26 protein-coding genes are annotated in these 22,489 nt (G+C 73.9%); 18 read left to right on the top strand and 8 right to left on the bottom strand.

The genetic code is table 11. The annotated features are described in order from the left end of the window. Window positions 1-2 precede the first annotated feature (2 nt). Window positions 3-317 (bottom strand): winged helix-turn-helix domain-containing protein, encoded by a 315-nt coding sequence (locus EV384_RS31340; RefSeq protein WP_130339065.1) that lies wholly within the window; start codon window positions 315-317, stop codon window positions 3-5. After that, entirely contained in the window at window positions 314-793 is a 480-nt protein-coding gene (locus tag EV384_RS31335) for a hypothetical protein (protein WP_130339063.1), read from the bottom strand. The genes EV384_RS31340 and EV384_RS31335 overlap by 4 nt, the downstream gene beginning before the upstream one ends. A 121-nt stretch (window positions 794-914) precedes the next feature. Between EV384_RS31335 and EV384_RS31330 the strand changes: the two genes are divergently transcribed. Then, entirely contained in the window at window positions 915-1,559 is a 645-nt protein-coding gene (locus EV384_RS31330) for an MOSC domain-containing protein (protein WP_130339061.1), read from the top strand. A 30-nt stretch (window positions 1,560-1,589) separates the two neighbouring features. Here EV384_RS31330 and EV384_RS31325 read toward each other — a convergent pair whose 3' ends face one another. Together EV384_RS31325 and EV384_RS31320 are read right to left on the bottom strand one after the other, a co-directional pair. After that, window positions 1,590-2,453 (bottom strand): hypothetical protein, encoded by an 864-nt coding sequence (locus EV384_RS31325; RefSeq protein WP_207232521.1) that lies wholly within the window; start codon window positions 2,451-2,453, stop codon window positions 1,590-1,592. A 117-nt stretch (window positions 2,454-2,570) separates the two neighbouring features. Further along, window positions 2,571-3,380, bottom strand: a complete 810-nt coding sequence (locus EV384_RS31320; protein ID WP_130339057.1) for an enoyl-CoA hydratase-related protein — start codon at window positions 3,378-3,380, stop codon at window positions 2,571-2,573. A 19-nt stretch (window positions 3,381-3,399) separates the two neighbouring features. On the opposite strand from EV384_RS31320, the gene hemW reads away from it, so the two are divergent. After that, window positions 3,400-4,623, top strand: coding sequence for a radical SAM family heme chaperone HemW (gene hemW, locus EV384_RS31315; RefSeq protein ID WP_207232520.1), 1,224 nt, complete (start codon window positions 3,400-3,402; stop codon window positions 4,621-4,623). Between the two features lie 43 nt (window positions 4,624-4,666). On the opposite strand, the gene EV384_RS31310 is transcribed toward hemW, so the two are convergent. Further along, window positions 4,667-5,284: a DUF4870 domain-containing protein gene (locus EV384_RS31310; protein WP_130339053.1), complete on the bottom strand. Its 618-nt coding sequence runs from the start codon at window positions 5,282-5,284 to the stop codon at window positions 4,667-4,669. A gap of 232 nt (window positions 5,285-5,516) precedes the next feature. Here EV384_RS31310 and hrcA point away from each other — a divergent pair, with 232 nt between their 5' ends. From hrcA to EV384_RS31295, 3 genes are all read left to right on the top strand, one after another. Continuing rightward, a complete protein-coding gene (hrcA, locus tag EV384_RS31305) occupies window positions 5,517-6,539 on the top strand; it encodes a heat-inducible transcriptional repressor HrcA (protein WP_130339051.1) in 1,023 nt (340 codons plus the stop codon). Window positions 6,540-6,612: 73 nt separating this feature from the next. Next, complete coding sequence (gene dnaJ, locus EV384_RS31300; protein ID WP_207232699.1) at window positions 6,613-7,758, top strand: molecular chaperone DnaJ; 1,146 nt, start codon at window positions 6,613-6,615, stop codon at window positions 7,756-7,758. A 1-nt stretch (window position 7,759) separates the two neighbouring features. After that, complete coding sequence (locus tag EV384_RS31295) at window positions 7,760-8,494, top strand: 16S rRNA (uracil(1498)-N(3))-methyltransferase (RefSeq protein ID WP_130339048.1); 735 nt, start codon at window positions 7,760-7,762, stop codon at window positions 8,492-8,494. 37 nt (window positions 8,495-8,531) lie between these two features. Here EV384_RS31295 and EV384_RS31290 read toward each other — a convergent pair whose 3' ends face one another. Next, window positions 8,532-9,293, bottom strand: coding sequence for an SDR family oxidoreductase (locus EV384_RS31290; RefSeq protein WP_130339046.1), 762 nt, complete (start codon window positions 9,291-9,293; stop codon window positions 8,532-8,534). 69 nt (window positions 9,294-9,362) lie between these two features. On the opposite strand from EV384_RS31290, the gene EV384_RS31285 reads away from it, so the two are divergent. The 8 genes from EV384_RS31285 (at window position 9,363) to EV384_RS31250 (ending at window position 16,950) form a co-directional block, all read left to right on the top strand. Next, window positions 9,363-9,713 carry a histidine triad nucleotide-binding protein gene (locus EV384_RS31285; protein WP_130339044.1) on the top strand — a complete coding sequence of 117 codons (351 nt, stop codon included), beginning with the start codon at window positions 9,363-9,365 and terminating at the stop codon, window positions 9,711-9,713. A 35-nt stretch (window positions 9,714-9,748) separates the two neighbouring features. Further along, on the top strand, window positions 9,749-11,125 hold the full coding sequence (locus tag EV384_RS31280; RefSeq protein ID WP_130339042.1) for a serine hydrolase domain-containing protein: 1,377 nt from the start codon (window positions 9,749-9,751) through the stop codon (window positions 11,123-11,125). A gap of 135 nt (window positions 11,126-11,260) precedes the next feature. Next, a complete protein-coding gene (locus EV384_RS31275; RefSeq protein WP_130339040.1) occupies window positions 11,261-12,319 on the top strand; it encodes a PhoH family protein in 1,059 nt (352 codons plus the stop codon). A 17-nt stretch (window positions 12,320-12,336) separates the two neighbouring features. Beyond that, entirely contained in the window at window positions 12,337-12,810 is a 474-nt protein-coding gene (gene ybeY / locus EV384_RS31270; protein WP_130339038.1) for an rRNA maturation RNase YbeY, read from the top strand. Beyond that, window positions 12,786-14,195 (top strand): hemolysin family protein, encoded by a 1,410-nt coding sequence (locus EV384_RS31265; RefSeq protein WP_207232697.1) that lies wholly within the window; start codon window positions 12,786-12,788, stop codon window positions 14,193-14,195. Before ybeY ends, EV384_RS31265 begins: the two co-directional genes overlap by 25 nt. Next, complete coding sequence (locus EV384_RS31260) at window positions 14,188-14,574, top strand: cytidine deaminase (protein WP_109804788.1); 387 nt, start codon at window positions 14,188-14,190, stop codon at window positions 14,572-14,574. Before EV384_RS31265 ends, EV384_RS31260 begins: the two co-directional genes overlap by 8 nt. Beyond that, window positions 14,571-15,479, top strand: coding sequence for a GTPase Era (era, locus tag EV384_RS31255; protein ID WP_130339034.1), 909 nt, complete (start codon window positions 14,571-14,573; stop codon window positions 15,477-15,479). Before EV384_RS31260 ends, era begins: the two co-directional genes overlap by 4 nt. A gap of 181 nt (window positions 15,480-15,660) precedes the next feature. After that, window positions 15,661-16,950 (top strand): acyltransferase family protein, encoded by a 1,290-nt coding sequence (locus EV384_RS31250; protein WP_242624379.1) that lies wholly within the window; start codon window positions 15,661-15,663, stop codon window positions 16,948-16,950. On the opposite strand, the gene EV384_RS31245 is transcribed toward EV384_RS31250, so the two are convergent. Then, window positions 16,937-17,746: a DUF4097 family beta strand repeat-containing protein gene (locus tag EV384_RS31245; RefSeq protein ID WP_130339032.1), complete on the bottom strand. Its 810-nt coding sequence runs from the start codon at window positions 17,744-17,746 to the stop codon at window positions 16,937-16,939. The genes EV384_RS31250 and EV384_RS31245 overlap by 14 nt on opposite strands. 101 nt (window positions 17,747-17,847) lie before the next feature. On the opposite strand from EV384_RS31245, the gene recO reads away from it, so the two are divergent. From recO to EV384_RS31220, 5 genes are all read left to right on the top strand, one after another. Beyond that, window positions 17,848-18,690, top strand: coding sequence for a DNA repair protein RecO (gene recO / locus EV384_RS31240; protein ID WP_130339030.1), 843 nt, complete (start codon window positions 17,848-17,850; stop codon window positions 18,688-18,690). A 32-nt stretch (window positions 18,691-18,722) separates the two neighbouring features. Then, window positions 18,723-19,499, top strand: a complete 777-nt coding sequence (locus EV384_RS31235) for an isoprenyl transferase (protein WP_207232519.1) — start codon at window positions 18,723-18,725, stop codon at window positions 19,497-19,499. Between the two features lie 67 nt (window positions 19,500-19,566). Next, window positions 19,567-19,752, top strand: a complete 186-nt coding sequence (locus EV384_RS31230) for a hypothetical protein (protein ID WP_109943664.1) — start codon at window positions 19,567-19,569, stop codon at window positions 19,750-19,752. A gap of 148 nt (window positions 19,753-19,900) precedes the next feature. Continuing rightward, complete coding sequence (locus EV384_RS31225; protein WP_130339026.1) at window positions 19,901-20,122, top strand: thioredoxin reductase; 222 nt, start codon at window positions 19,901-19,903, stop codon at window positions 20,120-20,122. Next, on the top strand, window positions 20,119-20,886 hold the full coding sequence (locus EV384_RS31220) for a pirin family protein (protein WP_242624378.1): 768 nt from the start codon (window positions 20,119-20,121) through the stop codon (window positions 20,884-20,886). The genes EV384_RS31225 and EV384_RS31220 overlap by 4 nt, the downstream gene beginning before the upstream one ends. Window positions 20,887-20,946: 60 nt before the next feature. On the opposite strand, the gene gndA is transcribed toward EV384_RS31220, so the two are convergent. Continuing rightward, on the bottom strand, window positions 20,947-22,389 hold the full coding sequence (gene gndA / locus EV384_RS31215) for an NADP-dependent phosphogluconate dehydrogenase (RefSeq protein WP_130339022.1): 1,443 nt from the start codon (window positions 22,387-22,389) through the stop codon (window positions 20,947-20,949). Window positions 22,390-22,489 lie beyond the last annotated feature (100 nt).

Genomic DNA, 22,489 nt, shown 5'->3' with positions numbered 1-22,489 from the left:
CGTCAGGTCCCCGGCAGGACGCTCGCGCCGGCCTGCGCCACGATCTGCTGCAACGCCGCGACGTGCCCGTCGAACGCGCCGCGCCCGCGCCGACTCAGCTTGATTGAGGTACGCGGCCGCTTGCCCACGAAGCTCTTGCGCACCTCGACGTAGCCGGCCTGTTCCAGAATGCTGAGCTGCTTGGACAGCGCCGAGTCGGAGAGCCCGAGCTGCTCGCGCAGGTAGCGGAACTCGGCCCAGTCGATGGCGGCGAGCAGGCTCACCAGGGCGAGCCGGGTGGGCGCGTGAATCAGCTCGTCGAACCGGGGTGCGCTCACCGGCCGCCGCCGATCGGGCGGGAGGTCATCACGCCGCGAAGGTATCCCATCAGGGACTGCCCGCTGGCGGTCATCGCCCCCGCCGTGGCCGCCGTGCCGAGCGTCGCCGGCCAGGCCAGCCCGGCCGACTCGGCGGCGAACCCGGTGACCAGGCCGAGGGCGACCAGGCAGAGCACGTAACCGACGATGGCCGCCGCGCCGCGGACACCGAGCAGGGAGCCGTGGACCTGGGCCCGGTGCCGCAGCGCGACCCGCGCGACCAGGGTGCCGAGGCCGACCGCGTACCCGACGGAGCCGACCGCGACGACCCACGGCCGGTGCGTCTCGACGGCGGCGGTGAAGGCCACCATCAGGCCGCCCAGGGCGGGCCAGTACCAGCCGGGGACGAGGGCGACGGTGACCGCCTGGTCGCGCCGGGTGTGGATCTCGACCAGCGCGTCGGCGGCCGCAGCGGGGCTGATTCTCGGCTCGGACATGGCGTCCCCCTTGCTAGTGGGGCGAGTACTTGCCTACAAGGAAAGTAAACGCTTCGCTTTCCTTGTAGGCAAGTACTTTCCGGGACGACGCCGCGCCGGGCCGGCGACTAGGCTGACCGCCATGACGGGCAGGCTGGCGGCGGTGAACCTCGCAGTGGTGACCGAGGCGGAGTGGGCGGGCGACCCGAGCGGTCGCACGGGCATCGACAAGCGGCCGGTCGCCGGGCCCGTGCTGCTGCGCGTCGACGGGGTGGCCGGCGACTTCATCGGCGAGCGGGCCCACCACGGCGGCCCCGACCAGGCCGTCTACGCCTACGCCGAGGAGGACGCCGACTGGTGGTCGGCCGAGCTGGGCCGCGGCGTCCGGCCCGGCGGCTTCGGCGAGAACCTCACCACGTACGCGGTGGACGTCACCGGGGCGGTCATCGGCGAGCAGTGGGCCATCGGCGACGCGCTGCTCCAGGTCACCAAGCCCCGCACGCCGTGCACCACCTTCGCCGGCTTCTGGGGGATGCCCGACCTGATCAAGCGGTTCACCGCGCGGGCCACGCCGGGGGCGTACCTGCGGGTGCTGCGGGAGGGTGAGGTCGGCGCCGGCGACCCGGTCGAGGTGGTGACGCGCCCGGAGCACGGGGTGACGATCGGCCAGGTGTTCCGGGCGATGAGCCTGGAGCCGGAGCTGCTGCCCCGGCTGCTGGACGCCCCGGAGCTGCCCGAGCCGATCCGGGAGAAGGCCCGCCGCCGGCTCTCCGGCAGCCGCCCCTGACCCCGGCCGCGCGTCGGGCCGCGGGCCGGCCTACGTGTCCGCGAAGACCTCCGCCAGCACCTGGGTCGGGGCCGCCCGCCCGTTCGCCACCTTGGCCCAGGTGCCCTGCTCGGCGGTCCACTCCAGGCCGCCGAAGCGGACCCGCTTCACCCCGTGGTCGTCGGCGTGCGACACCAGCCAGTGGGCGTACCGCCAGCCGTTGCGGCTGTCCGGCGCCGACACCGCCAACCCGGTCAGGTCGGTCGGCGAGGCGACGCCCGGCAACCCCCAGTCGAGGGTCAGCCCCTGGATCAGCGCGGTCGCGGCGGCCTGGCCGCGCATCGCCGGCGTCGGCCCGACCGTGCAGGCCACCGCGCCGGTCGCGTGGCCGAGCAGCGCGCGGGTGAGGACCTGCGACTCGTCCGCCCACTTCTGGTACGCCTCGGGATAGGCCGACCGCTGGACCCGCTGGGCGGCCTCGGTGACCCGCATGTCCTCCCAGCCCTTGACCTTCTTCAGCGCCGCGTAGAACCGGTTCGCCGCGTAGCGCGGGTCCTGGATCTGCTCCGCGGTGCCCCAGCCCTGGCTCGGGCGTTGCTGGAACAGGCCGAGCGAGTCCCGGTCGCCGTGGGCGAGGTTCTTCAGGTGCGACTCCTGGTACGCGGTCGCCAGCGCCACCACCACGGCCTGCTCGGGCATCTGCCGCTGCACGCCGATCGCCGCGATGGTGGCCGCGTTGGCCATCTGGTCGGCGCCGAGCACGACCCGGCCGTCGGCCTGGACGGTGCAGGTGCGGCTGGCCGTCGGGAGGTGGATCTGGTGCCCGACCTGCCGGGCCACGAACCAGATCCCGAGGAGGGCGACGACGGCCACCACCACACCGGCTGCCCCGATTGCCCGAGTTCGCACCCGCACCTCCTGTTCGACAGTCCGCCAAGCGTACGTCCCCCCGAGCGCCGGTCGGGTCGTCCGACCGGTTGCCTCCCGTTCCGTCACCACCCGGCCACCGGGAGCACCTGTCGGTGACGGTTCCTAGCTCGCACCCTCTCCCGGACCACCGTCCAGAGCGGCCACCCAGCCGGCCAACCTTTTTTCGCGGAAGGCGAGCACGCCCTCCCGGCCCTCGTCGGAGAGGAAGTAGCCGGTGGAGAGGGTGGCCAACTCGGCGATCTCGGCGCGCAGATCGGTGGCGGCCGGCCGGCGCAGCAGCTCCTTGGCGCCCGCCAGGGCCCGCGGCGCGCCCCGGACCAGCGAGTCGCAGTAACGCGCCACCGCCGCGTCCAGCCCGTCCGCCGGCACGGCCGCGGTGACCAGGCCGATCTCCGCGGCGCGGCGGCCGTCGAAGCTGTCCCCGGTCAGGTACAGCTCGGCGGCGGCCCGGGGGTGCAGCCGGGGCAGCACAGTCGCCGAGATGACCGCCGGGATCACCCCGATCCGTACCTCGGTGAAGGCGAAGGTCGCCTCCTCGGCGCAGACCGCCAGGTCGGCCGCGGCGATCAGCCCCAGCCCGCCGGCCCGGGCCGGCCCGGCCACCTTCGCCAGCACCGGCTTCGGGCACTCCCGTACGGCGACCAGCACGTCGCCCAGCATCCCGGCCGGCACGCTGCCGCTGGCGTACGCGGCGGCGGTCTCCTTCAGGTCCGCCCCGGAGCAGAAGACCGGGCCGGTGTGGTCCAGCACGACGGCCCGGACCGCGTCGTCGGCGACCGCCGCAGCCAGCCCGGCCAGCAGCTCGGTCATCAGCGGGGTGGAGAGCGCGTTGCGGTTGTGCGGGCTGTCCAGGGTGAGGGTGGTCACCCCACGGGCCGTGGCGACCCGCACGAGAGCGTCCGGAGAGGTCATGCCGGGCACACTAGTTGCCATGCCCGGCGCTCTTCCAGAAGGTGAATCCGTCCCGCGTGACGGGTCGCTGCCCGCTGCCGCCATTCGCGCGGTCGGCGCGCGCGGTTTCGGCGTGTACGTGCACGTCCCGTTCTGCGCCAGCCGCTGCGGCTACTGCGACTTCAACACGTACACCGCGGCGGAGCTGGGGGGCGGGGCCAGCCGCGAGTCGTACGCCGACACGGTGCTGGCCGAGCTGGCCCTGGCGGGCCGGGTGCTGGGCGACAGCCCGCCGCCGCGGGTGGACACCGTCTTCGTCGGTGGCGGCACGCCCACCCTTCTCCCCGCCGACGACCTGGCCCGCATCCTGGAGGGGATCGACCGCGTCTGGGGGCTCGCCGCCGACGCCGAGGTGACCACCGAGGCCAACCCCGAGTCGGTCACGCCGGAGTCGCTGAAGACGCTGCGGGCCGCCGGTTACACCCGGATCTCGCTGGGCATGCAGTCCGCCGCGCCGGGGGTGCTGGCGATCCTCGACCGCAAGCACAGCGCCGGCCGGGCCACCGCCGCCGCCCTGGAGGCGCGCGACGCCGGGTTCGACCACGTCAACCTCGACCTGATCTACGGCACGCCGGGGGAGCGCGCCGAGGACTTCGCCGCCTCGCTGGACCAGGTGGTCGCGGCCGGGGTCGACCACGTCAGCGCGTACGCCCTGATCGTGGAGGACGGCACCCGGCTGGCCGCGCGGATGCGGCGCGGCGAGCTGCCGTACCCGAGCGACGACGTGGCGGCGGACCGCTACCTGGCCGCGGAGGCGGCCCTCGACGCGGCCGGTTTCTCCTGGTACGAGGTCTCCAACTGGGCCCGCTCAGCGGCGGCCCGGTGCCGGCACAACCTGCTCTACTGGACCGGCGCGGACTGGTGGGGCCTCGGGCCGGGGGCGCACAGCCACGTCGGCGGGGTGCGCTGGTGGAACGTCAAGCACCCGACGACGTACGCCGAGCGGCTCGCCGCCGGGGAGTCGCCCGGCCTGGCCCGGGAGCTGCTCACGCCGGACGAGGCGCACATGGAGGACGTGATGCTGCGGCTGCGGCTCGCCTCCGGGCTGCCGCTGGCCGTGCTCGACGACGCGGGGCGGGCCGGGGCCGAGCGTGCCCTGGCCGGCGGGCTGCTGGCCGCCGACGAGTACGCGGCCGGCCGGGCCGTGCTCACCCTGCGCGGCCGGCTGCTGGCCGACGCGGTGGTCCGCGACCTGCTGCCCTGACCGCCGGTCGCCCGGCCGACCCCTGGGCCGGCCGGGCGGGGCGTCACTTCACCAGGCTGATGCTCATCGGATAGCGGTAGAACTGACCCTCGTTGGCCTTGACGCCGGCGAGGATGCCGAACACGACGCCGAGGATGACCGCCGCGCCGACCGCGAGGAAACCGATCGCGATGCAGGCCAGGGCCCAGCCGACCAGGCCGACGATCGACCAGAGCAGCTGGAAGTTGAGCGCCGCGACCGCGTGCTGGCGCACCGTCGGCGACTGGTTGCCCCGGGCCAGCATGGCGACCAGCGGCGGGAGCCAGCCCAGCACGCCGCCGCTGACGAACATCGCCGCCGCGCCGCCGAAGTGCGCGATCAACGCCCAGGTCTTGTCCTCGTTGTTGGCCCAGCCGCTCGGGGCGCCGTACGCGCCGCCGGTCGGATAGCCGACGCCCGGCGGCGGGTAGCCGCCCGGAGGGGGGTAGCCACCCGATGGCGGCTGACCGCCGGAGGGCGGCGGCGAGCCGCCGGGCGGGGGATAGCCGCCCGCGCCCGGCGCCCCGGACAGTGGTGCGGTGGGCGGCTCGTCCGCCGACGAGCCGTACGGTGCCGACGGCGGGGTCGGGTCCGGCTGGGCGCCGGCGTCCCCCGCTCCGGGAGGGCGAGGTGGTTCAGTCATGGACGTCACGGTAGGGGTTGCCCGCAAGGCGGCACCAGAGCGACATCGCCCGGGATGTCCGGCTGATCGGCCCTGGCGCAGAGGCTTCGTGGCGGCCCGCACCCCTGGTCCGTCGGTGATCATCGCGTCGGGGGTGGCGCCGACGTAGACTGGCACTCGCTACAGTCGAGTGCCAGGTGCCCGGCCGCTGCCGTGCCGGCGGCGGGTCGAGGGTGCTTCAGGAGGTGGGGAGATGGGTCTCGACGACCGCAAGCTCGCCGTGCTGCGCGCGATCGTCGAGGACTACGTCGCCACGCAGGAGCCGGTGGGCAGCAAGGCCCTGGTCGAGCGGCACCAGCTGGGCGTCTCCCCGGCGACCGTGCGCAACGACATGGCGGTGCTGGAGGAAGAGGGCTACATCCGGCAGCCGCACACCAGCGCGGGCCGGGTGCCCACCGACCGCGGCTACCGGCTCTTCGTCGACCGGCTCTCCCGGGTCAAGCCGCTCAGCCCGGCCGAGCGCCGGGCGATCGAGCGCTTCCTGGTCGGGGCCGTCGACCTGGACGACGTGGTGCACCGCACCGTCCGGCTGCTGGCCCAGCTCACCCGGCAGGTCGCCGTGGTCCAGTACCCGAGCCTGGCCCGCTCCTCGGTGCGCCACCTGGAGCTGGTGCCGATCTCCACCACCCGGCTGATGCTGGTCATGATCGCCGACACCGGTCGGGTCGAGCAGCGGCTGGTCGAGCTGCCCGCGCCGATCCCCGCCGACGACGTCACCGACCTGCGCCGGCTGGTCAACGAGAAGCTGGTCGGCAGCCGGCTCTCGGAGACCCCGCCGCTGGTCCAGGCGCTGGTCGACGAGTCGGCCCCGCATCTGCGCGGCGCCATGACCACGCTCTCCACCGTGCTGCTGGAGACGCTGGTGGAGCGGCACGAGGAGCGGATCGCGCTGGCCGGCACGGCCAACCTCACCCGCGGCGGACTGCTCGACTTCCAAGGCTCGCTGCGCCCCATCCTCGAGGCGCTCGAGGAGGAGGTCGTGCTGCTCAAGCTGATCGGCGAGGCGGAGCCGAGCACCACCCGGGTGCTGATCGGCGACGAGAACGAGATCGACAACCTGCGGGCCGCCTCGGTGGTGAGCACCGGTTACGGCCCGGGGGCGAACATCGTCGGCGGTCTCGGCGTGCTCGGGCCCACCCGGATGGACTACCCCGGCAACATCGCCACGGTGAGGGCCGTGGCACGCTACGTGGGCGAGCTGCTGGCCCAGAACTGACCAGTCAGGGCCGACGGCCGGCTCCGGCCGCCGACCGGCGCAACGCGAGACGAACATGAGGACACGGAACGCAGTGGCCAGGGACTACTACGGCATTCTCGGCGTGAGCCGGGAGGCCTCCGACGACGAGATCAAGCGCGCCTACCGCAAGCTGGCGCGGCAGTTCCACCCGGACGTCAATCCGGACCCGGAGGCACAGGAGAAGTTCAAGGACATCAACGCCGCGTACGAGGTCCTCTCGGACGATCGGAAACGGCAGATCGTCGACCTGGGCGGCGACCCGCTCGCGCCGGGCGGCGGGGGCGCCGGCGGCCCGGGTGGTCCCGGCGGGGCCGGCCCGTTCGTCGGCTTCCAGGACATCATGGACGCCTTCTTCGGCGGCGCCGCGGGCGGCGCCCGGGGGCCGCGCCCGCGGACCCGGCCGGGCGCGGACGCGATCCTGCGGCTGGAGCTGGACCTGCACGAGACCGCGTTCGGCGTCGAGGCGCCGATCACCGTCGACACCGCCGTGCTCTGCACCACCTGCGCCGGCGCCGGCACCGCGGCCGGCACCCACCTGGCCACCTGCGAGGCGTGCGGCGGCCGGGGTGAGGTGCAGTCGGTGCAGCGGACCTTCCTGGGACAGGTGGTCTCCGCCCGGCCGTGCACCGTCTGCCAGGGCTACGGCACCACCATCCCGCACCCCTGCCCGACCTGCGCCGGCGACGGCCGGGTGCGGACCCGCCGCTCGCTGACCGTCAAGATCCCGGCCGGGGTCGAGGACGGCATGCGGATCCGGCTGGCCCAGCAGGGCGAGGTCGGCCCGGGCGGCGGCACCGCCGGCGACCTCTACGTGGAGATCCACGAGCGGCCGCACGACGTCTACTCCCGCAAGGGCGACGACCTGCACTGCCGCGTCACCGTGCCGATGACCGCCGCCGCGCTCGGCACCCGGCTGACCATCAAGACTCTGGACAGCGAGGAGACCGTCGACGTCAAGGCGGGTACCCAGCCGGGCAGCACGCTGCGGCTGCGCGCCCGGGGCGTGCCGCACCTGCGCGGCACCGGCCGGGGTGACCTCTACGTCCACCTGGACGTGCGGACGCCGACCAAGCTCGACGCCGACCAGGAGCGGATGCTGCGCGACTTCGCCAAGACCCGGGGCGAGGAGGTCGCCGAGCTGACCAAGCAGGGCGGCTTCTTCTCCCGGATGCGCGACGCCTTCAACGGGCACGCCTGAGGTGTCCGCGCCGCTGTTCCTGGTGGAGGCGCTGCCCACCGGTGACGCGCTGACGCTGGACGGTCCCGAGGGGCACCACGCCGCGAACGTGCAGCGGCTGCGGGCCGGCGAGGAGCTGCTGCTCGCCGACGGTCGGGGCGGCACGGCCGCCGCCGTGGTCACCGCCGTCGGCAAGGGCACCCTCGACCTCCGGGTCACCTCCCGGGGGTACGTCGACGCCTCCGTCCCGCGGCTCGTGGTGGTGCAGGGCATCGCCAAGGGCGACCGGGGCGAGCTGGCCGTACAGGCGATGACCGAGGTCGGGGTGGACGAGATCGTCCCCTGGGCGGCGTCCCGCTCGGTGGCGCAGTGGCGCGGCGACCGGGGCGTACGGGCCCGGGAGAAGTGGGCGGCGACCGCCCGGGAGGCGGCCAAGCAGGCCCGCCGGGCCTGGCTGCCGGTGGTGGCCGGGTCTCCGGACGAGTCCACCCAGACGGTCGTCCGGCGGATCGCCGGGGCCGCCGCCGCGTTCGTGCTGCACGAGGAGGCCGACGAGCGGCTGACCACCGCCGAGCTGCCCGCCACCGGGGAGATCGTGCTGGTGGTCGGTCCCGAGGGCGGCATCGCCCCGGCCGAGCTGTCGGCCTTCCGCGAGGCCGGCGCAAGCCCGGTGCGGCTGGGACCGTCCGTGCTCCGGACGTCCACGGCCGGCGTGGCGGCCCTCGCCGTCCTCGCCACCCGCCTCGCCCGCTGGTGACCCGCCCTCCCGCAGCCGCCCGCCGTCGGCGCCGGGATCAGGTGCGCAGGTAGGAGGCGCCGTTCAGGTCGACGATGGTGCCGGAGGCCCACTCGGCCTCGGGGCTGGCCAGCCAGTGGACGGCGGCGGCGATCTCCTCCGGGCGGGCGACCCGGTTGAACGGGCTCTGCGCGCGGATCGCGTCGCCGCCCTCGCCGGTGAGGTGTTCGGTGGTCATGTCCGTCTCGACGAACCCGGGGGCGACGGTCGCCACCGCGATGCCGTACGGGGCCAGGGCCAGCGCCAGCGACTGGCCGAGCGCGTTCAGTCCCGCCTTGCTCGCCCCGTAGGCGGGCTGCTGCGGCTCGCCCCGGAACGCGCCCCGGGAGGAGACGTTGACGATCCGGCCGCCCCGCTCCCGCATGTGCTGGGCGGCGCACCAGGTCACGTTGGCGGCGCCGGTCAGGTTGGTCTCCAGCACCAGCCGCCACTGCTGGCGCCACTGCTCGTAGGTGTTGCCGAAGACCGGGTGGGGCAGGTCCCGCGGTCCGTACACGCCCGCGTTGTTGACCAGGACGTCCAGCCCGCCGAGGCGTTCCGCGGCCTCGTCCACCATCGCCCGCACCGCGTCCGGGTCCGCCAGGTCGGCGCGGACCACCACGTGGCCCTCGCCGGGCAGCTCCTCGCGGAGCCGTTCGGCCAGCTCCGCCGAGTTTCGGTGGTGGATCGCCACCCGGTCCCCGCCCGTCGCGAAAGCCCGGGCCACCGCGCGTCCGATGCCGCGCGAGGCCCCCGTCACCAGTACCGCCCGAGAAGTCACGCCGGACATCATGCCCGGCCCGCCCGGTAACGGCGCGGCGCGGTCCGGCCCAGCGCTTAGCATGCCCGAATGGGAACCGACTGCCTGTTCTGCCGGATCGTCGCCGGGGAGATCCCGGCCACCATCGTGCGGGAGACCGCCACCACCCTCGCCTTCCGGGACATCGACCCCAAGTCGCCCGTCCACGTGCTGGTCATCCCTAAGGAGCACTACGCGGACGTGGCCACCCTCGCCCAGGGCGACCCGGCCCTGGCCGGTGAGGTGCTGGCCACGGCCGCCGTCGTGGCCGAGGAGGAGGGGTTGCTCGCCGACGGCTTCCGGCTGATGTTCAACACCGGGGCGTACGCCGGTCAGGAGGTCTTCCACGCGCACGCGCACCTGTTCGGCGGTGCCCCGCTCGGTCCGATGCTCGCCCGCTGAGGGCGGCCCCGCGGCCCGCTTCCTACACTGCCTGCATGATCGCGGTTAACGACCGGCTCGGCCGGATGGTGCGGCAGGCGCAGGCCCGGGGCCGGGTGCCGGCGATCTCGGCCGCCCTGCACCGGGCCGACCGCCCGCTCTGGACCTGCGCGGTGGGCGACACCGGCAACGACACCCCGCTCGGCCCGGAGTCGGTGTTCCGGATCGGTTCGGTCACCAAGACCTTCACCTCGGTGCTGGTCATGCAGTGCCGGGACGACGGCCTGCTGGACCTGGACGACCCGATCGGGCGGCACCTCGACCTGCCGGCGCACGGCGAGCTGACCGTACGCCGGCTGCTGTCGCACACCGCGGGCCTGCAACGGGAGCCGCACGGCGACGTCTGGGACTCGCTGCGCGCGCCCGGCGTGGACGAGCTGCTCGCCGACCTGGTCCGGGCCGAGCGGGTGCTGCCGACCGGCCGGCGCTACCACTACTCCAACCTCGGCATGGCGCTCCTCGGCGAGCTGGTCGGTCGGCTGCGCGGCGGCACCTGGGTCGAGGTGCTGGCCGAGCGGGTGCTCGCCCCGCTGGGGCTGACCGCCACCGGGCCGATGCCCGGCGACCGGGCGGCGACCGGGTTCCTGGTCGACGCGTACTCCGACGAGGCCCACCCCGAGCCGCCGACCGACTTCGGCGCGGTGGCCCCGGCCGCCCAGCTCTGGAGCACCGCCCCGGACATGGCCCGCTGGGCGGCCTTCCTCGCCGACCCGGCGGCGCTCGACCTGGCCGGCGCGGTGCTCGCCCCGGCCACCCTCGACGAGATGCGCTGGCCGCTCACCACCACCGACGAGACGCTCTGGGCGGCCGGCTTCGGGCTCGGCCTGATCCTGGTGCCGCAGCCGCAGCGGGTGGTGCACGTGGGGCACGACGGGGCGATGCCCGGTTTCCTGGCCGCCGTCTACGGCCGGCGCGGCGGCGACGGCACCGCGGGGGCGATGGGCTGCGCCGTGCTCGGCTCCTCCGGCACCGGTGTGGCGGTCTTCGATCTGCCGCACCAGTTGCTCACCGCCGCGGTCGAGCACGATCCGGCCGACGTCGAGCCGTGGCGGCCCGGCCCGCCCGCCCCCGACCACCTGCGCGGGGTGCTCGGCCGCTGGTGGGGCGAGGGCTTCGAGTACGTCTTCTCCTGGCACGACGGCGCGCTGCGGGCCCGGGGCGCGGACGACCCGGCCGGCCGGCCCCCGGCCGTCTTCGTGCCGCTGCCGGACCGGTCGGATGTGTTCCGGACCGTCGCCGGCCGGGAGGTGGGCGAGCTGCTCCGGCTGACCCGGGACGAGCGTGGCGTGGTGGTCCGGATGCACTGGGCCACCTACCGCTTCACCCGGGCCCAGGAGACCTTCGACGGGTACGACTTCCGTGCGGGGAGATGATCACGGACCACCCGAAATGGGCGGGGTGCGTCCGGTGTTGACCAGATACGATGGGTAGAACGTCCGCACGCCGCGCCAGCAGGGCCCGGCGCCGAAATCGGAAGCAGGTGGCGCAGGGCCCGACGGGCCCGATCTATGACCGGCACCCCACCTCCCGGCCTGCCCCGGGTGCAGACCAGGATCACGGTCCCCGACCCGAAGATCATGGTGAACCTGCTCGGCGCGGGCGACGAGATCCTGCGACTCGTCGAACGCTCGGTCAACAGCGACGTCCACGTGCGTGGCAACGAGATCACCATCACCGGCGCCCCCGCGGACAACGCCCTCGCCGAGCGCCTCTTCACTGAGCTCCTCGAACTCATCGAGAAAGGCGAGACCCTGACCACTGACGCCGTCCGGCGTACCGTCGGCATGCTCGAGCAGGGCAGCGCGGAGCGGCCCGCCGAGGTCCTGACGCTCAACATCCTCTCCCGGCGCGGTCGCACCATCCGACCCAAGACCCTCGGGCAGAAGCGTTACGTCGACGCCATCGACTCGCACACCATCGTCTTCGGCATCGGCCCGGCCGGTACCGGCAAGACGTACCTGGCCATGGCCAAGGCGGTCCAGGCGCTCCAGGCCAAGCAGGTCAACCGGATCATCCTGACCCGGCCGGCGGTCGAGGCGGGGGAGCGGCTGGGCTTCCTGCCGGGCACGCTCAACGAGAAGATCGACCCGTACCTGCGTCCGCTCTACGACGCGCTGCACGACATGCTCGACCCGGAGACCATCCCGAAGCTGATGGCGGCCGGCACCATCGAGGTGGCGCCGCTGGCCTACATGCGGGGCCGTACGCTGAACGACGCGTTCATCATCCTGGACGAGGCGCAGAACACCACGCCCGAGCAGATGAAGATGTTCCTCACCCGGCTCGGCTTCGGCTCCAAGATCGTGGTCACCGGTGACGTCACCCAGGTGGACCTTCCCGGTGGGACGACCAGCGGCCTGCGGGTGGTCCGGGACATCCTGGAAAACGTCGAGGACGTGCACTTCGCCCAGCTCTCCAGCTCCGACGTGGTCCGCCACCGGCTGGTGGGGGAGATCGTCGACGCGTACGCCCGCTGGGACGCCGAGCGGGAGAACCAGCAGGCGCAGAGCGTGCACGCCGTGCCGGGGCGGACCGCCCAGGGCGGTCGGGCCGGCCGGCGCCGCTAATCATCAGAGGAAGACAGTTGTCCATCGAGATCGCCAACGAGTCCGGTATCGAGGTCGACACCGACGCCGTGCTCGCCGTCGCCCGGCACGCCCTCGACGAGATGGGGGTCAACCCCCTCGCCGAGCTCTCCGTGCTGCTGGTCGACGTCGCCTACATGACCGAGCTGAACCATCGCTGGATGGGCGGCGACGGCCCCACCGACGTGCTCGCCTTCCCCATGGACGAGGGCAGCGTCGACCACGGCCCGGGTGAGACCGCCCCGGCCGGCGGCGAGCCGGCCCTGCTCGGCGACATCGTGCTCTGCCCCGAGGTGGCGGCCAAGCAGGCGGCCACCGCCGGCCACTCGTCCGCCGACGAGCTGCACCTGCTCACCGTGCACGGCGTGCTCCACCTGCTCGGGTACGACCACGCCGAGCCGGAGGAGGAGCGGGAGATGTTCGCGCTCCAGGCCCGACTGCTGGCCAGCTGGCGGTCGACCCGATCCCGGTGATGACCACCCTGGCGGCGGGCCCCACCGCCGGCCTGCCCGATCTTCAGCTCATCGTCTTCGCGGCGGGGCTGGTGGTGCTCGCCGGCCTCATCGCGATGACCGAGGCCGCGCTGGCCGCCGTCTCCCCGGCCCGGGCCGCCGAACTGGCCCGGGACGGGGCGCGCGGCGCGCGCGCCCTCCAGGTGGTCGCCGGGGACGTGGTCCGCCACCTCAACCTGTTGCTCCTGCTCCGGCTGCTGGCCGAGTTGACCGCCACCACCCTGGTGGCGCTGGTCGCCGTGGACAGTTTCGGCGCCGGCTGGCGGGCCGCCCTGGTCACCGCCGGCGCGATGACCGTGGTCAGTTTCGTGGTGGTCGGCGTCGCGCCGCGGACCATCGGCCGGCAGCACGCGTACGCGGTGGGGCGCGCGGTCGCGCCGCTGGTGCGCTGGCTGGGCCGGGCGCTGAACCCGCTCGCCTCGCTGCTGATCCTGATCGGTAACGCGGTCACCCCGGGGCGCGGCTTCCGGGAGGGGCCGTTCGCCACCCAGGTGGAGCTGCGCGAGCTGGTCGACCTGGCCGAGCAGCGCGGTGTCGTGGAGCACGGCGAGCGGCAGATGATCCACTCGGTCTTCGCCCTCGGTGACACCATCGCCCGCGAGGTGATGGTGCCGCGCACCGAGATGGTGTGGATAGAGGAGGGCAAGACGCTCTCCCAGGCGCTGGCGCTCTTCCTCCGGTCCGGTTTCTCCCGCATCCCGGTGATCGGCGAGAGCGTCGACGACGTGCTCGGGGTGCTCTACCTGAAGGACCTGATCCGGCGTACCCGGGGCGGGGACCCGCGGGCCGAGGAGCTGCCGGTGGAGGAGCTGATGCGCCCGGCGACCTTCGTGCCGGAGTCCAAGCCGGTCGACGACCTGCTGTCGGAGATGCAGGCGGCCCGCAACCACCTGGTCATCGTCGTCGACGAGTACGGCGGCACCGGCGGCCTGGTCACCATCGAGGACATCCTCGAGGAGATCGTCGGCGAGATCACCGACGAGTACGATGTCGAACGCCCGCCGGTCGAGCGCCTGAACGACGGGGCGGTCCGGGTCACCGCCCGCCTCCCGGTGGAGAATCTGGGCGAGCTCTTCGACACCGAACTCCCCACCGACGAGGTGGAGACGGTCGGCGGTCTGCTCGCCCAGTCGCTCGGTCGGGTCCCGATCCCCGGGGCCGAGGCCGAGGTGGCCGGGCTGCGGCTGATCGCCGAGGGCACCACCGGTCGGCGCAACCGGATAGACACCGTGCTGGTGAGCCGGATCGAGCCGACCGACGCACACGACAGCGCGGGGCGTGGCGAGCACGCCGAGTCCCGCGGCAACCAGAACCGATCCGAGGAGAGGCAACCCGCCGATGCCTGAGTCACCCGCCGTGCCGGCGGCCCGGCCCACCCCGTCCGATCCGGCCGAGCTGAGTGCCGAGGACGGCAAGCTGGTCATCCTGGCCCGGGGCGCGCGCGGCCGGGTCGGCGCCGTGGAGGGCGCGGCGGTCCGCGACCAGGACGGCCGGACGTACGCCGCGGCGAGCGTGGCGCTGCCCTCGCTCACCCTGACCGCGCTCCAGCTCGCGGTCGCCTCGGCGGTGGCCGCCGGCGCCAGCCGGCTGGAGGCCGCCGTGGTGGTGACCGAGGCGTCGACGCTGGATGGCGCCGGGCACGCCGCGGTCCGCGACCTCTCCGCCGACGCGCCGATCCACGTGGCCGCGCCGGACGGCACCGTCCTCGGCACGGTGGTCGAATGACCGGCGTGCGGGACCCGGAGGCGCCCCGTCCCTACCGGGCCGGGTTCGCCTGTTTCGTCGGGCGGCCGAACGCCGGCAAGTCGACGCTGACCAACGCGATCGTCGGTACGAAGATCGCGATCACCTCGAACAAGCCGCAGACCACCCGGCACATCATCCGCGCGGTGCTGCACCGCCCCGACTCGCAGCTGGTGCTGGTCGACACGCCCGGGCTGCACCGTCCCCGGACGCTGCTCGGCGAGCGCCTGAACGACCTGGTCCGCTCCACCTGGAGCGAGGTCGACGTGATCGGCCTCTGCATCCCGGCGGACGAGCCGATCGGCCGGGGCGACCGGTTCATCACCGGCGAGCTGGCCGAGCTGAAGGCGACCGTCCTCGCCGTGGTGACCAAGACCGACCTGGTCGACAAGAAGAGGCTGGCCGAGCAGCTGCTCGCGGTGAGCGAGATGGGCGAGTTCGCCGCCGTGGTGCCGGTGAGCGCGGTCTCCGGGCACCAGGTGGACACCCTGGTCGACGTGATGACCGGCTACCTGCCCGAGTCGCCGCAGCTCTACCCGGACGACATGCTCACCGACGACCCGGAGCAGGTGCTGGTCGCCGAGCTGATCCGGGAGGCGGCCCTGGAGGGGGTCCGCGACGAGCTGCCGCACTCCATCGCCGTGGTGGTGGAGGAGATGATCCCCGAGGGCCAGGTCATGAAGATCTACGCCGACGTCTACGTCGAGCGGCCCAGCCAGAAGGCGATCGTGATCGGACACCGGGCCAGCCGGCTCAAGGCGGTCGGCACCACCGCCCGTCGGCAGATCGAGGAGCTGCTCGGCACCCGGGTCTACCTGGACCTGCACGTCCGGGTCGCGAAGGACTGGCAGCGCGACCCGAAGCAGCTGCGCAAGCTCGGCTTCTGATCGTACGTCCGGCCGCCGGCTCCCGCGTGGGGGCCGGCGGCTCGGCGTTTCGGTCGGCAATGGTCCGGATCGGTCGCAGATATGGCAGGTTTCACTTTTCGCCCTGCCCGCTCGTCGGTTCGGCCGGCCGGGTCGGAGGGTAGGGGACGGTTACCCCCGCCCCCGACATAGATGCAGGCTGATGCGCAATCGATACCTCGATCTGCTCCGATCCCTGGCCATCGTCCGAGTCGTCGTCTACCACGTCACCGGTTGGGCGGCCCTGACCCTGATCTTCCCGGCGATGTCGGTGATGTTCGCGCTCGCCGGCTCGCTGATGGCCGCCTCCCTGGACCGGACCGGCCCGGCGGCCGTCCTGCGCCGGCTGCGCCGCCTGCTGCCGTCGCTCTGGGTGCTGGCGGCGGTCTTCGTGCCGGCCATGCTGCTCACCGGGCTGCCGCTGACCCCGAAGGTGCTGCTCTGGCTCCTCCCGCTCAGCGACCCACCGGCCAACGGCTGGGGGGCGGTGGCGCTGAGCGTGATCTGGTACCTCCGGGACTACCTGTGGTTCGTGCTCGCCTCGCCGCTCGCCCGATGGCTGTTCCGCCGCGCCCCGCTGCCCACCCTCCTCGCCCCGTACGCCCTGCTGGCGGTGATCGAGATCGGCCTGCTGCCGGCCGCGCCCGCCGTGCTGCGCGAGTTCGGCCTCTACTTCGGTGCCTGGCTGCTCGGCTTCGCCCACCACGACGGCCTGCTGCGCCGGCTGGGCGACCGGGTGCTGGTGCCGGTCGCGCTGGCCCTCGGCGCCGCCGGGCTGACCTGGATCTTCACCCACCCCGGCCCGCGGGGCTACGACCTCAACGACATCCACCTCGGCAACGCCCTCTGGTCGGCGGCGTTCATCCTGGTGACGATCGGCCGGGCGCCGGCCCGCGCCGAGTGGGTGGACCGCAACGCCGTCGTCGGCCGGGTGGTCACCGTGCTGAACCGGCGGGCGCTCACCGTCTACCTCTGGCACATGCCCTTCGTGGTGGCGCTCACCCCGCTGGTGGACGTGGTCGGCTGGTCCCACCGGGACCCGGTCGGCCTGGCGGTCCGGGTGGTGCTGGTCTTCGCCCTGCTGGGCGTGGTCACCGTGCTGTTCGGCTGGATCGAGGACGTGGCCGCCCGGCGGGCGCCGGAGCTGCTGCCCGGCGGGTTCCGTGCGACGCCGGCCGGCCGGGCCGCCGCCGCCCCGGCCAGCCCCGCCCCGGCGGGCGCCGATGCCGAGCCGGTCGCGGTCGGCGTGGGGGCGACCGCCCCTCAGTTCTTCGACGGCGCGCCGGCCGCGGCGCGGTCCCTGACCACGCCGGCCGCGAGACGGTCGCCGACCGCGCCGGCCGTGACGCGGTCGCCGACCATGCCGGTGTCCCGGGGCGGCCCGGCCCGCGGCCGGGTCCCCGCTCAGCGGGGCGTCCGGGAGGCCACCGGCACGGAGATCAGCGCTGGGTGAGCGTCACGTTCCCGCTGCCGGTGCCGACGTCGAGCACCAGGGAGGCGGTCGGGTCGTCGGTGACCCCCAGTTCGGCGTCCCCGGAGCCGGTGCTGGACCGGACCCGGTACCGGCCGGCCGGCACCGTCAGCTCGACGTCGCCGCTGCCGGCGTGGACCCGGGCGGAGGCCGGCCGGTCCAGCTCCACGGTGACGTTGCCGGAGCTGGCCTCCGCGTCCACCTGGTCGCCGAGCCGCCGCGCGCTGATGTCGCCCGAGGAGGCGTGCAGGTCCGTCCGGCCGGCCACGTCGACCACCTCGATGTTGCCGGAGCCGGTCTCGGCGCGTACCGGGCCGGTGGCGCCGGTCACCCTGATGTCGCCGGAGCCGAGCTTGATCTCCACCGGGCCGACCCGGGTCAGCTCCACGTTGCCGGAGCCGGTCTCACCCCGGACCGTCACCCCCTCCGGGGCGGTCACCTCGTACGAGATGCTGCACCGGTCACCGCAGTCCGTGTCCAGCACCAGCTCGTCGCCCTTGATCTCGTACCGCGCGTCGGGCTGGCCGCCCTGGTAGCGCAGCATCCGCTTGATCCGTACCTCGGCGGTGGCGCCGGACGCGCGAACCGTCACGTCACCGGACCCCGGCAGCACCGTGATCCGGCTGATCTTCACCGCCTCGGTGTTGTCGAAGTCGAGCCGGCGGAACGAGAGGGTGTCACACCCGGCGAGGAGGATCAGAGCGGCGGCCGTCGCGGCGGCGACCCCCGTGCGCCCGGCGACGGCAGTGGTGGCGGTGGTGGTCCGGTGCAGAGCCATGGCCAGCACGCTACGACCGGGGTCGGCCGGCGCACATCCGGGTTCCTCCGCCCGTCCACCCCGAACCGACCCTGAGATCGCACCCCGAGGAGAATGACCGGATGGCCGGGTACCGCCGACAGCTCTACCGCGACGACGCGGTGGTCCTGCGTGTGCAGAAGCTCGGCGAGTCCGACCGGATCATCACGCTGCTCACCCGCCGGCACGGCCGGCTGCGCGCGGTCGCCCGGGGGATCCGGCGCACCACCAGCAAGTTCGGCGCCCGGCTGGAGCCGTTCGGCCACGTCGACCTCCAGCTCGCCGGCGACCCGAAGGGCGAGTACGGCAGCTCGCTGCACACCATCAGCCAGGTCGAGGGGATCGACCTGTACGGCAAGCGGTTCCTCGGCGACTACCCCCGCTACACCGCGGCCAGCGCGATCGCGGAGACCGCCGAGCGGCTCACCCCGGTCGAGCGGGAGCCGTCGCTGCGGCTGTTCCAGCTCACCCTGGGCGCGATCAAGTCCCTGGCCCGGGGCGAGCACGCCACCACGCTGGTGCTCGACGCGTACCTGCTGCGCGGGATGGCGCTGGCCGGCTGGGCGCCGGCGCTGACCGCCTGCGCGGTCTGCGGCACGCCGGGGCGGCACCGGGCGTTCTCCGTACCGGCCGGGGGCGCGGTCTGCCCCGACTGCCGGCCGCCCGGCGCCGCCCACCCCGCGCCGGCCACCATCGACCTGATGTCCGCGCTCACCACCGGCGACTGGGTGCTCGCCGACGCCACCGAGACCGGCGTACGCCGGGAGTGCAGCGGCCTGGTCGCGGCGCACCTGCAGTGGCACCTGGAGCGCGCGCTACGCTCGCTGCCGCTGGTCGACCGGGGTGCCCCGGCGGCCACCGCGGTCCCGCCGCAGGTCGGTGGGGTCGCGGAGGCGGACGGTGTGAACAGGGAGAAGACCGAGTGATCCGATCGACGAGGGCCGGCCGGCGTGCGCCGGTGCCACCGACTCCGCACCCGTCGGGTGCCCGGCCCCCGGCGCTGCCCGCCGACGCGGTGCCGAAGCACGTCGCCGTGGTGATGGACGGCAACGGCCGGTGGGCCAAGGAGCGCGGCCTGCCCCGCACCAAGGGTCACGAGCAGGGGGAGCACTCCCTCTTCGACACCATCGAGGGCGCGATCGAGCTGGGCATCCCCTACCTGTCGGCGTACGCCTTCTCCACCGAGAACTGGCGGCGCTCGCCGGACGAGGTCCGCTTCCTGATGGGCTTCAACCGGGACGTGATCCGCCGCCGCCGCGACCAGCTGGTCGACCTGGGCGTCCGGGTGGTCTGGTCGGGTCGGGCCGGCCGGCTCTGGAAGAGCGTCATCTCCGAGCTGCAGACCGCCGAGGAGATGTCCCGGGGCAACTCGACGCTGACCCTCCAGTTCTGCGTCAACTACGGCGGCCAGGCGGAGATCGGCGACGCCGCCGCCGCGATCGCCCGCGACGTGGCCGCCGGCCGGCTCGATCCGGGCAAGGTCACCGAGAAGACCATCGCGAAGTACCTGTACCACCCGGAGGTCCCCGAGGTGGACCTCTTCCTGCGCCCCTCCGGCGAGCAGCGCACCTCCAACTTCCTGCTCTGGCAGAGCGCGTACGCCGAGCTGGTCTTCCTCGACACCCTCTGGCCGGACTTCGACCGCCGCCACCTCTGGTACGCCTGCGAGCTCTACGCCAAGCGGGACCGGCGCTTCGGTGGTGCGCTGCCCAATCCGGTCGCGCCGCGGATCTGAGTCACGCTTACCGACGGGGCGCGCTGGGTATCAATCGGACAGCAGCCAATCGCGGAGGTGAACCCACATGATTCAGAAGCGGATTGCCCAGTGGGCGGTCATGGCGGTCGCCGTGCCGCTGGCGGCGGCCGGCGCCCGTCGGCTCAGCCACACCCTGGAGGCCCGGCGTGGTCCGTCCGGGGTGAGCCGACTGCTCACCAAGGGCGCCGACATGCTGCGGCCGCAGAAGGCCAAGCGTCGTCGGTTCTGGTGACGTCCACGGTCGGCGCCGCAGCGTCGCGGCGCTGACCGGGCCCGCGGTCCACGCCCCGCATCCGGCTTTTCCGGCCGGAGGGCGGGGCGTCCGCGCGTACGATCGGCGCAGGGCGCGCCGCCGGGACGCGCCCGCCACGGGGGTGGGCATGCCGGATCTCCGGTACAAGATGATCATGGCGTTGAACGCGGCCGACCTCGGCAGCCCGATCTGCGAGCAGGTCGCCGGGATCTGCGCGGAGATCGCCGAGCAGCACTGCGCCGAGCTCGGGCACACGCCGAGCGTGCGCTCCGGCGAGATCGCCGAGCTGGCCACCGGCGAGCCGGCGCTGACCTGGGCGCCGACCGAGACCGGGCAGCGTGCCTGGTGACGGCGCTGGCACCGACGCCCGCCGTGGACGTCCGTCGGGCCGAGGACCGGTTCGCCACCCGGCTGTCCTGGCTCGACTCGAAGCACTCGTTCTCGTTCTCCCGGCACTACGACCCGGCCAACATCCACCATGGGCTGCTGCTGGTCAACAACGACGACGTGGTGCACCCGGGCACCGGTTTCGAGACCCACCCGCACCAGGACATGGAGATCGTGACCTGGGTGCTGCGCGGCTCACTGGTGCACCAGGACTCCACCGGCCACACCGGCGTCATCTACCCCGGACTGGCCCAGCGGATGAGCGCCGGCACCGGCATCCTGCACTCGGAGAAGAACGACTCCTGGCGGCTCGCCGGCACCACCCCGCACACCGACCCCGTGCACTTCGTCCAGATGTGGGTCGTCCCGGACACCGACGGCGTCGACCCCGGCTACGAGCAGCTGGAGATCGGCGACGAGCTGCTCCGCGGCGGCCTGGTCCCGGTCGCCTCCGGGATGGACCGGTACGACGGCGCGTCCGCGATCCGGATCCGCAACCGGTACGCCACCCTGCACGCCGCCCGGCTCGCCCCCGGCGACGAGGTGACCCTCCCCGACGCGCCCTTCCTGCACCTCTACGTGCCGACCGGCGCCGTCACGCTGGAGGGCACCGGCCGGCTCGGCGAGGGCGACGCCGCCCGGATCACCATGACCGGCGGCCAGCGGGTGGCCGCCACCGACCCGTCCGAGATCCTGGTCTGGGAGATGCACGCGACCCTCGCCTGAGCGCCCGACCCGGCCGACCGGCTCGGCCGGCGGCTGGCCGGACTGCTGGGCGGCTGAGCCTCACGCCTCCGCTTCAGAGCGGTCGCCGGCCCAGAGCGTGTGGAACGAGCCCTCCCGGTCGACGCGGTGATAGGTGTGCGCGCCGAAGTTGTCCCGCAGCCCCTGGATCAGCGCGGCCGGCAGCCGCTCGGCGCGCAGCGCGTCGAAGTAGGCCAGCGACGACGAGAACGCCGGGGTGGGCACGCCCGCCCGGGCCGCGTCGGCCACCACCCGCCGCCAGCTCGGCACCCCTGCCCCGACCTGGTCGGCGAACCACGGGGCCACCAGCAGCGTCGGCAGCTCCGGCTCGGCGTCGTACGCCTCCCGGATCCGGTCCAGGAAGCGGGCCCGGATGATGCAGCCGCCCCGCCAGATGGTGGCGGTGCCGCCCAGGTCGATGTCCCAGTCGTACTCCCGGCTGCCGGCCCGGATGTGGTCGAAGCCCTGCGCGTACGCGATGATCTTGCTGGCCAGCAGCGCGCGCCGCACGTCCTCGACGAACGTCTCCCGTTCCTCGACCTGCCACTTCTCGCCCGCGTCGCCGAAGGCGCGGCGGGCGGCCGCGCGCTGGTCGGCGTGGCCCGACAGGGACCGGGCGAAGGTCGCCTCGGCGATGCCGGTGATCGGGATGCCGAGGTCGAGGGCGCTCTGCACGGTCCAGCGGCCGGTGCCCTTCTGCTCGGCCTGGTCGAGCACCACGTCGACGAACGGCTTGCCGGTCGCGGCATCGGTGTGCGCCAGCACGTCGGCGGTGATCTCGATGAGGAACGACTCCAGCTCGCCGCCGTTCCACTCCCGGAAGATCTCCGCGATCTCCGCCGGACTCGCCGACAGCCCGGCCCGCAAGAGGTCGTACGCCTCGGCGATGAGCTGCATGTCGGCGTACTCGATGCCGTTGTGGACCATCTTCACGAAGTGGCCGGCGCCGTCCGGGCCGATGTGCCGGCAGCACGGGACGCCCTCGACCTGCGCGGCGATCTTCTCGAAGATCGGGCCGAGCTTCTGATAGGACTCCGCCGAGCCGCCGGGCATGATGCTCGGGCCGCGCAGCGCCCCCTCCTCGCCGCCGGAGACGCCGGTGCCGACGAAGTGCAGCCCGTGGCCGCGCAGCGCCTCCTCGCGCCGCCGGGTGTCGGCGAAGTGCGCGTTGCCGCAGTCGACGACGATGTCCCCCTCCTCCAGCAACGGGACCAGCTCGTCGATCACCGCGTCGGTCGGCGCGCCCGCCTTCACCATGACGATGACCGCGCGGGGCCGCTCCAGCGAGGCGACGAAGTCGGCGAGGGACTCCGACGGCACGAAGGCGCCCTCGTCGCCGTGCTCGGCCACCAGGCTGCGGGTGCGCTCCGGCGAACGGTTGTGCACCGCCACGGCGAAGCCGTTGCGGGCCAGGTTCCGGGCCAGGTTGCGGCCCATCACCGCCAGACCGGTCACGCCGATCTGCGCCGTCGCCTGCTGTGCCATCCGTACCGCCACCTCTCGTCGGACTGCCCGTCCTGCGACCGTATCGCGGTCGCCGGGGCGCCGGGCCGGGTCATCGACGCCCGGTGAGGGTGGGGTGGCG

Origin of the sequence: Micromonospora kangleipakensis (assembly GCF_004217615.1) — a bacterium.
GTDB classification, from domain to species: domain Bacteria; phylum Actinomycetota; class Actinomycetes; order Mycobacteriales; family Micromonosporaceae; genus Micromonospora; species Micromonospora kangleipakensis.
Note: the sequence above shows the minus strand (reverse complement) of the source record. Positions and strands in the feature narration are given on the sequence as shown.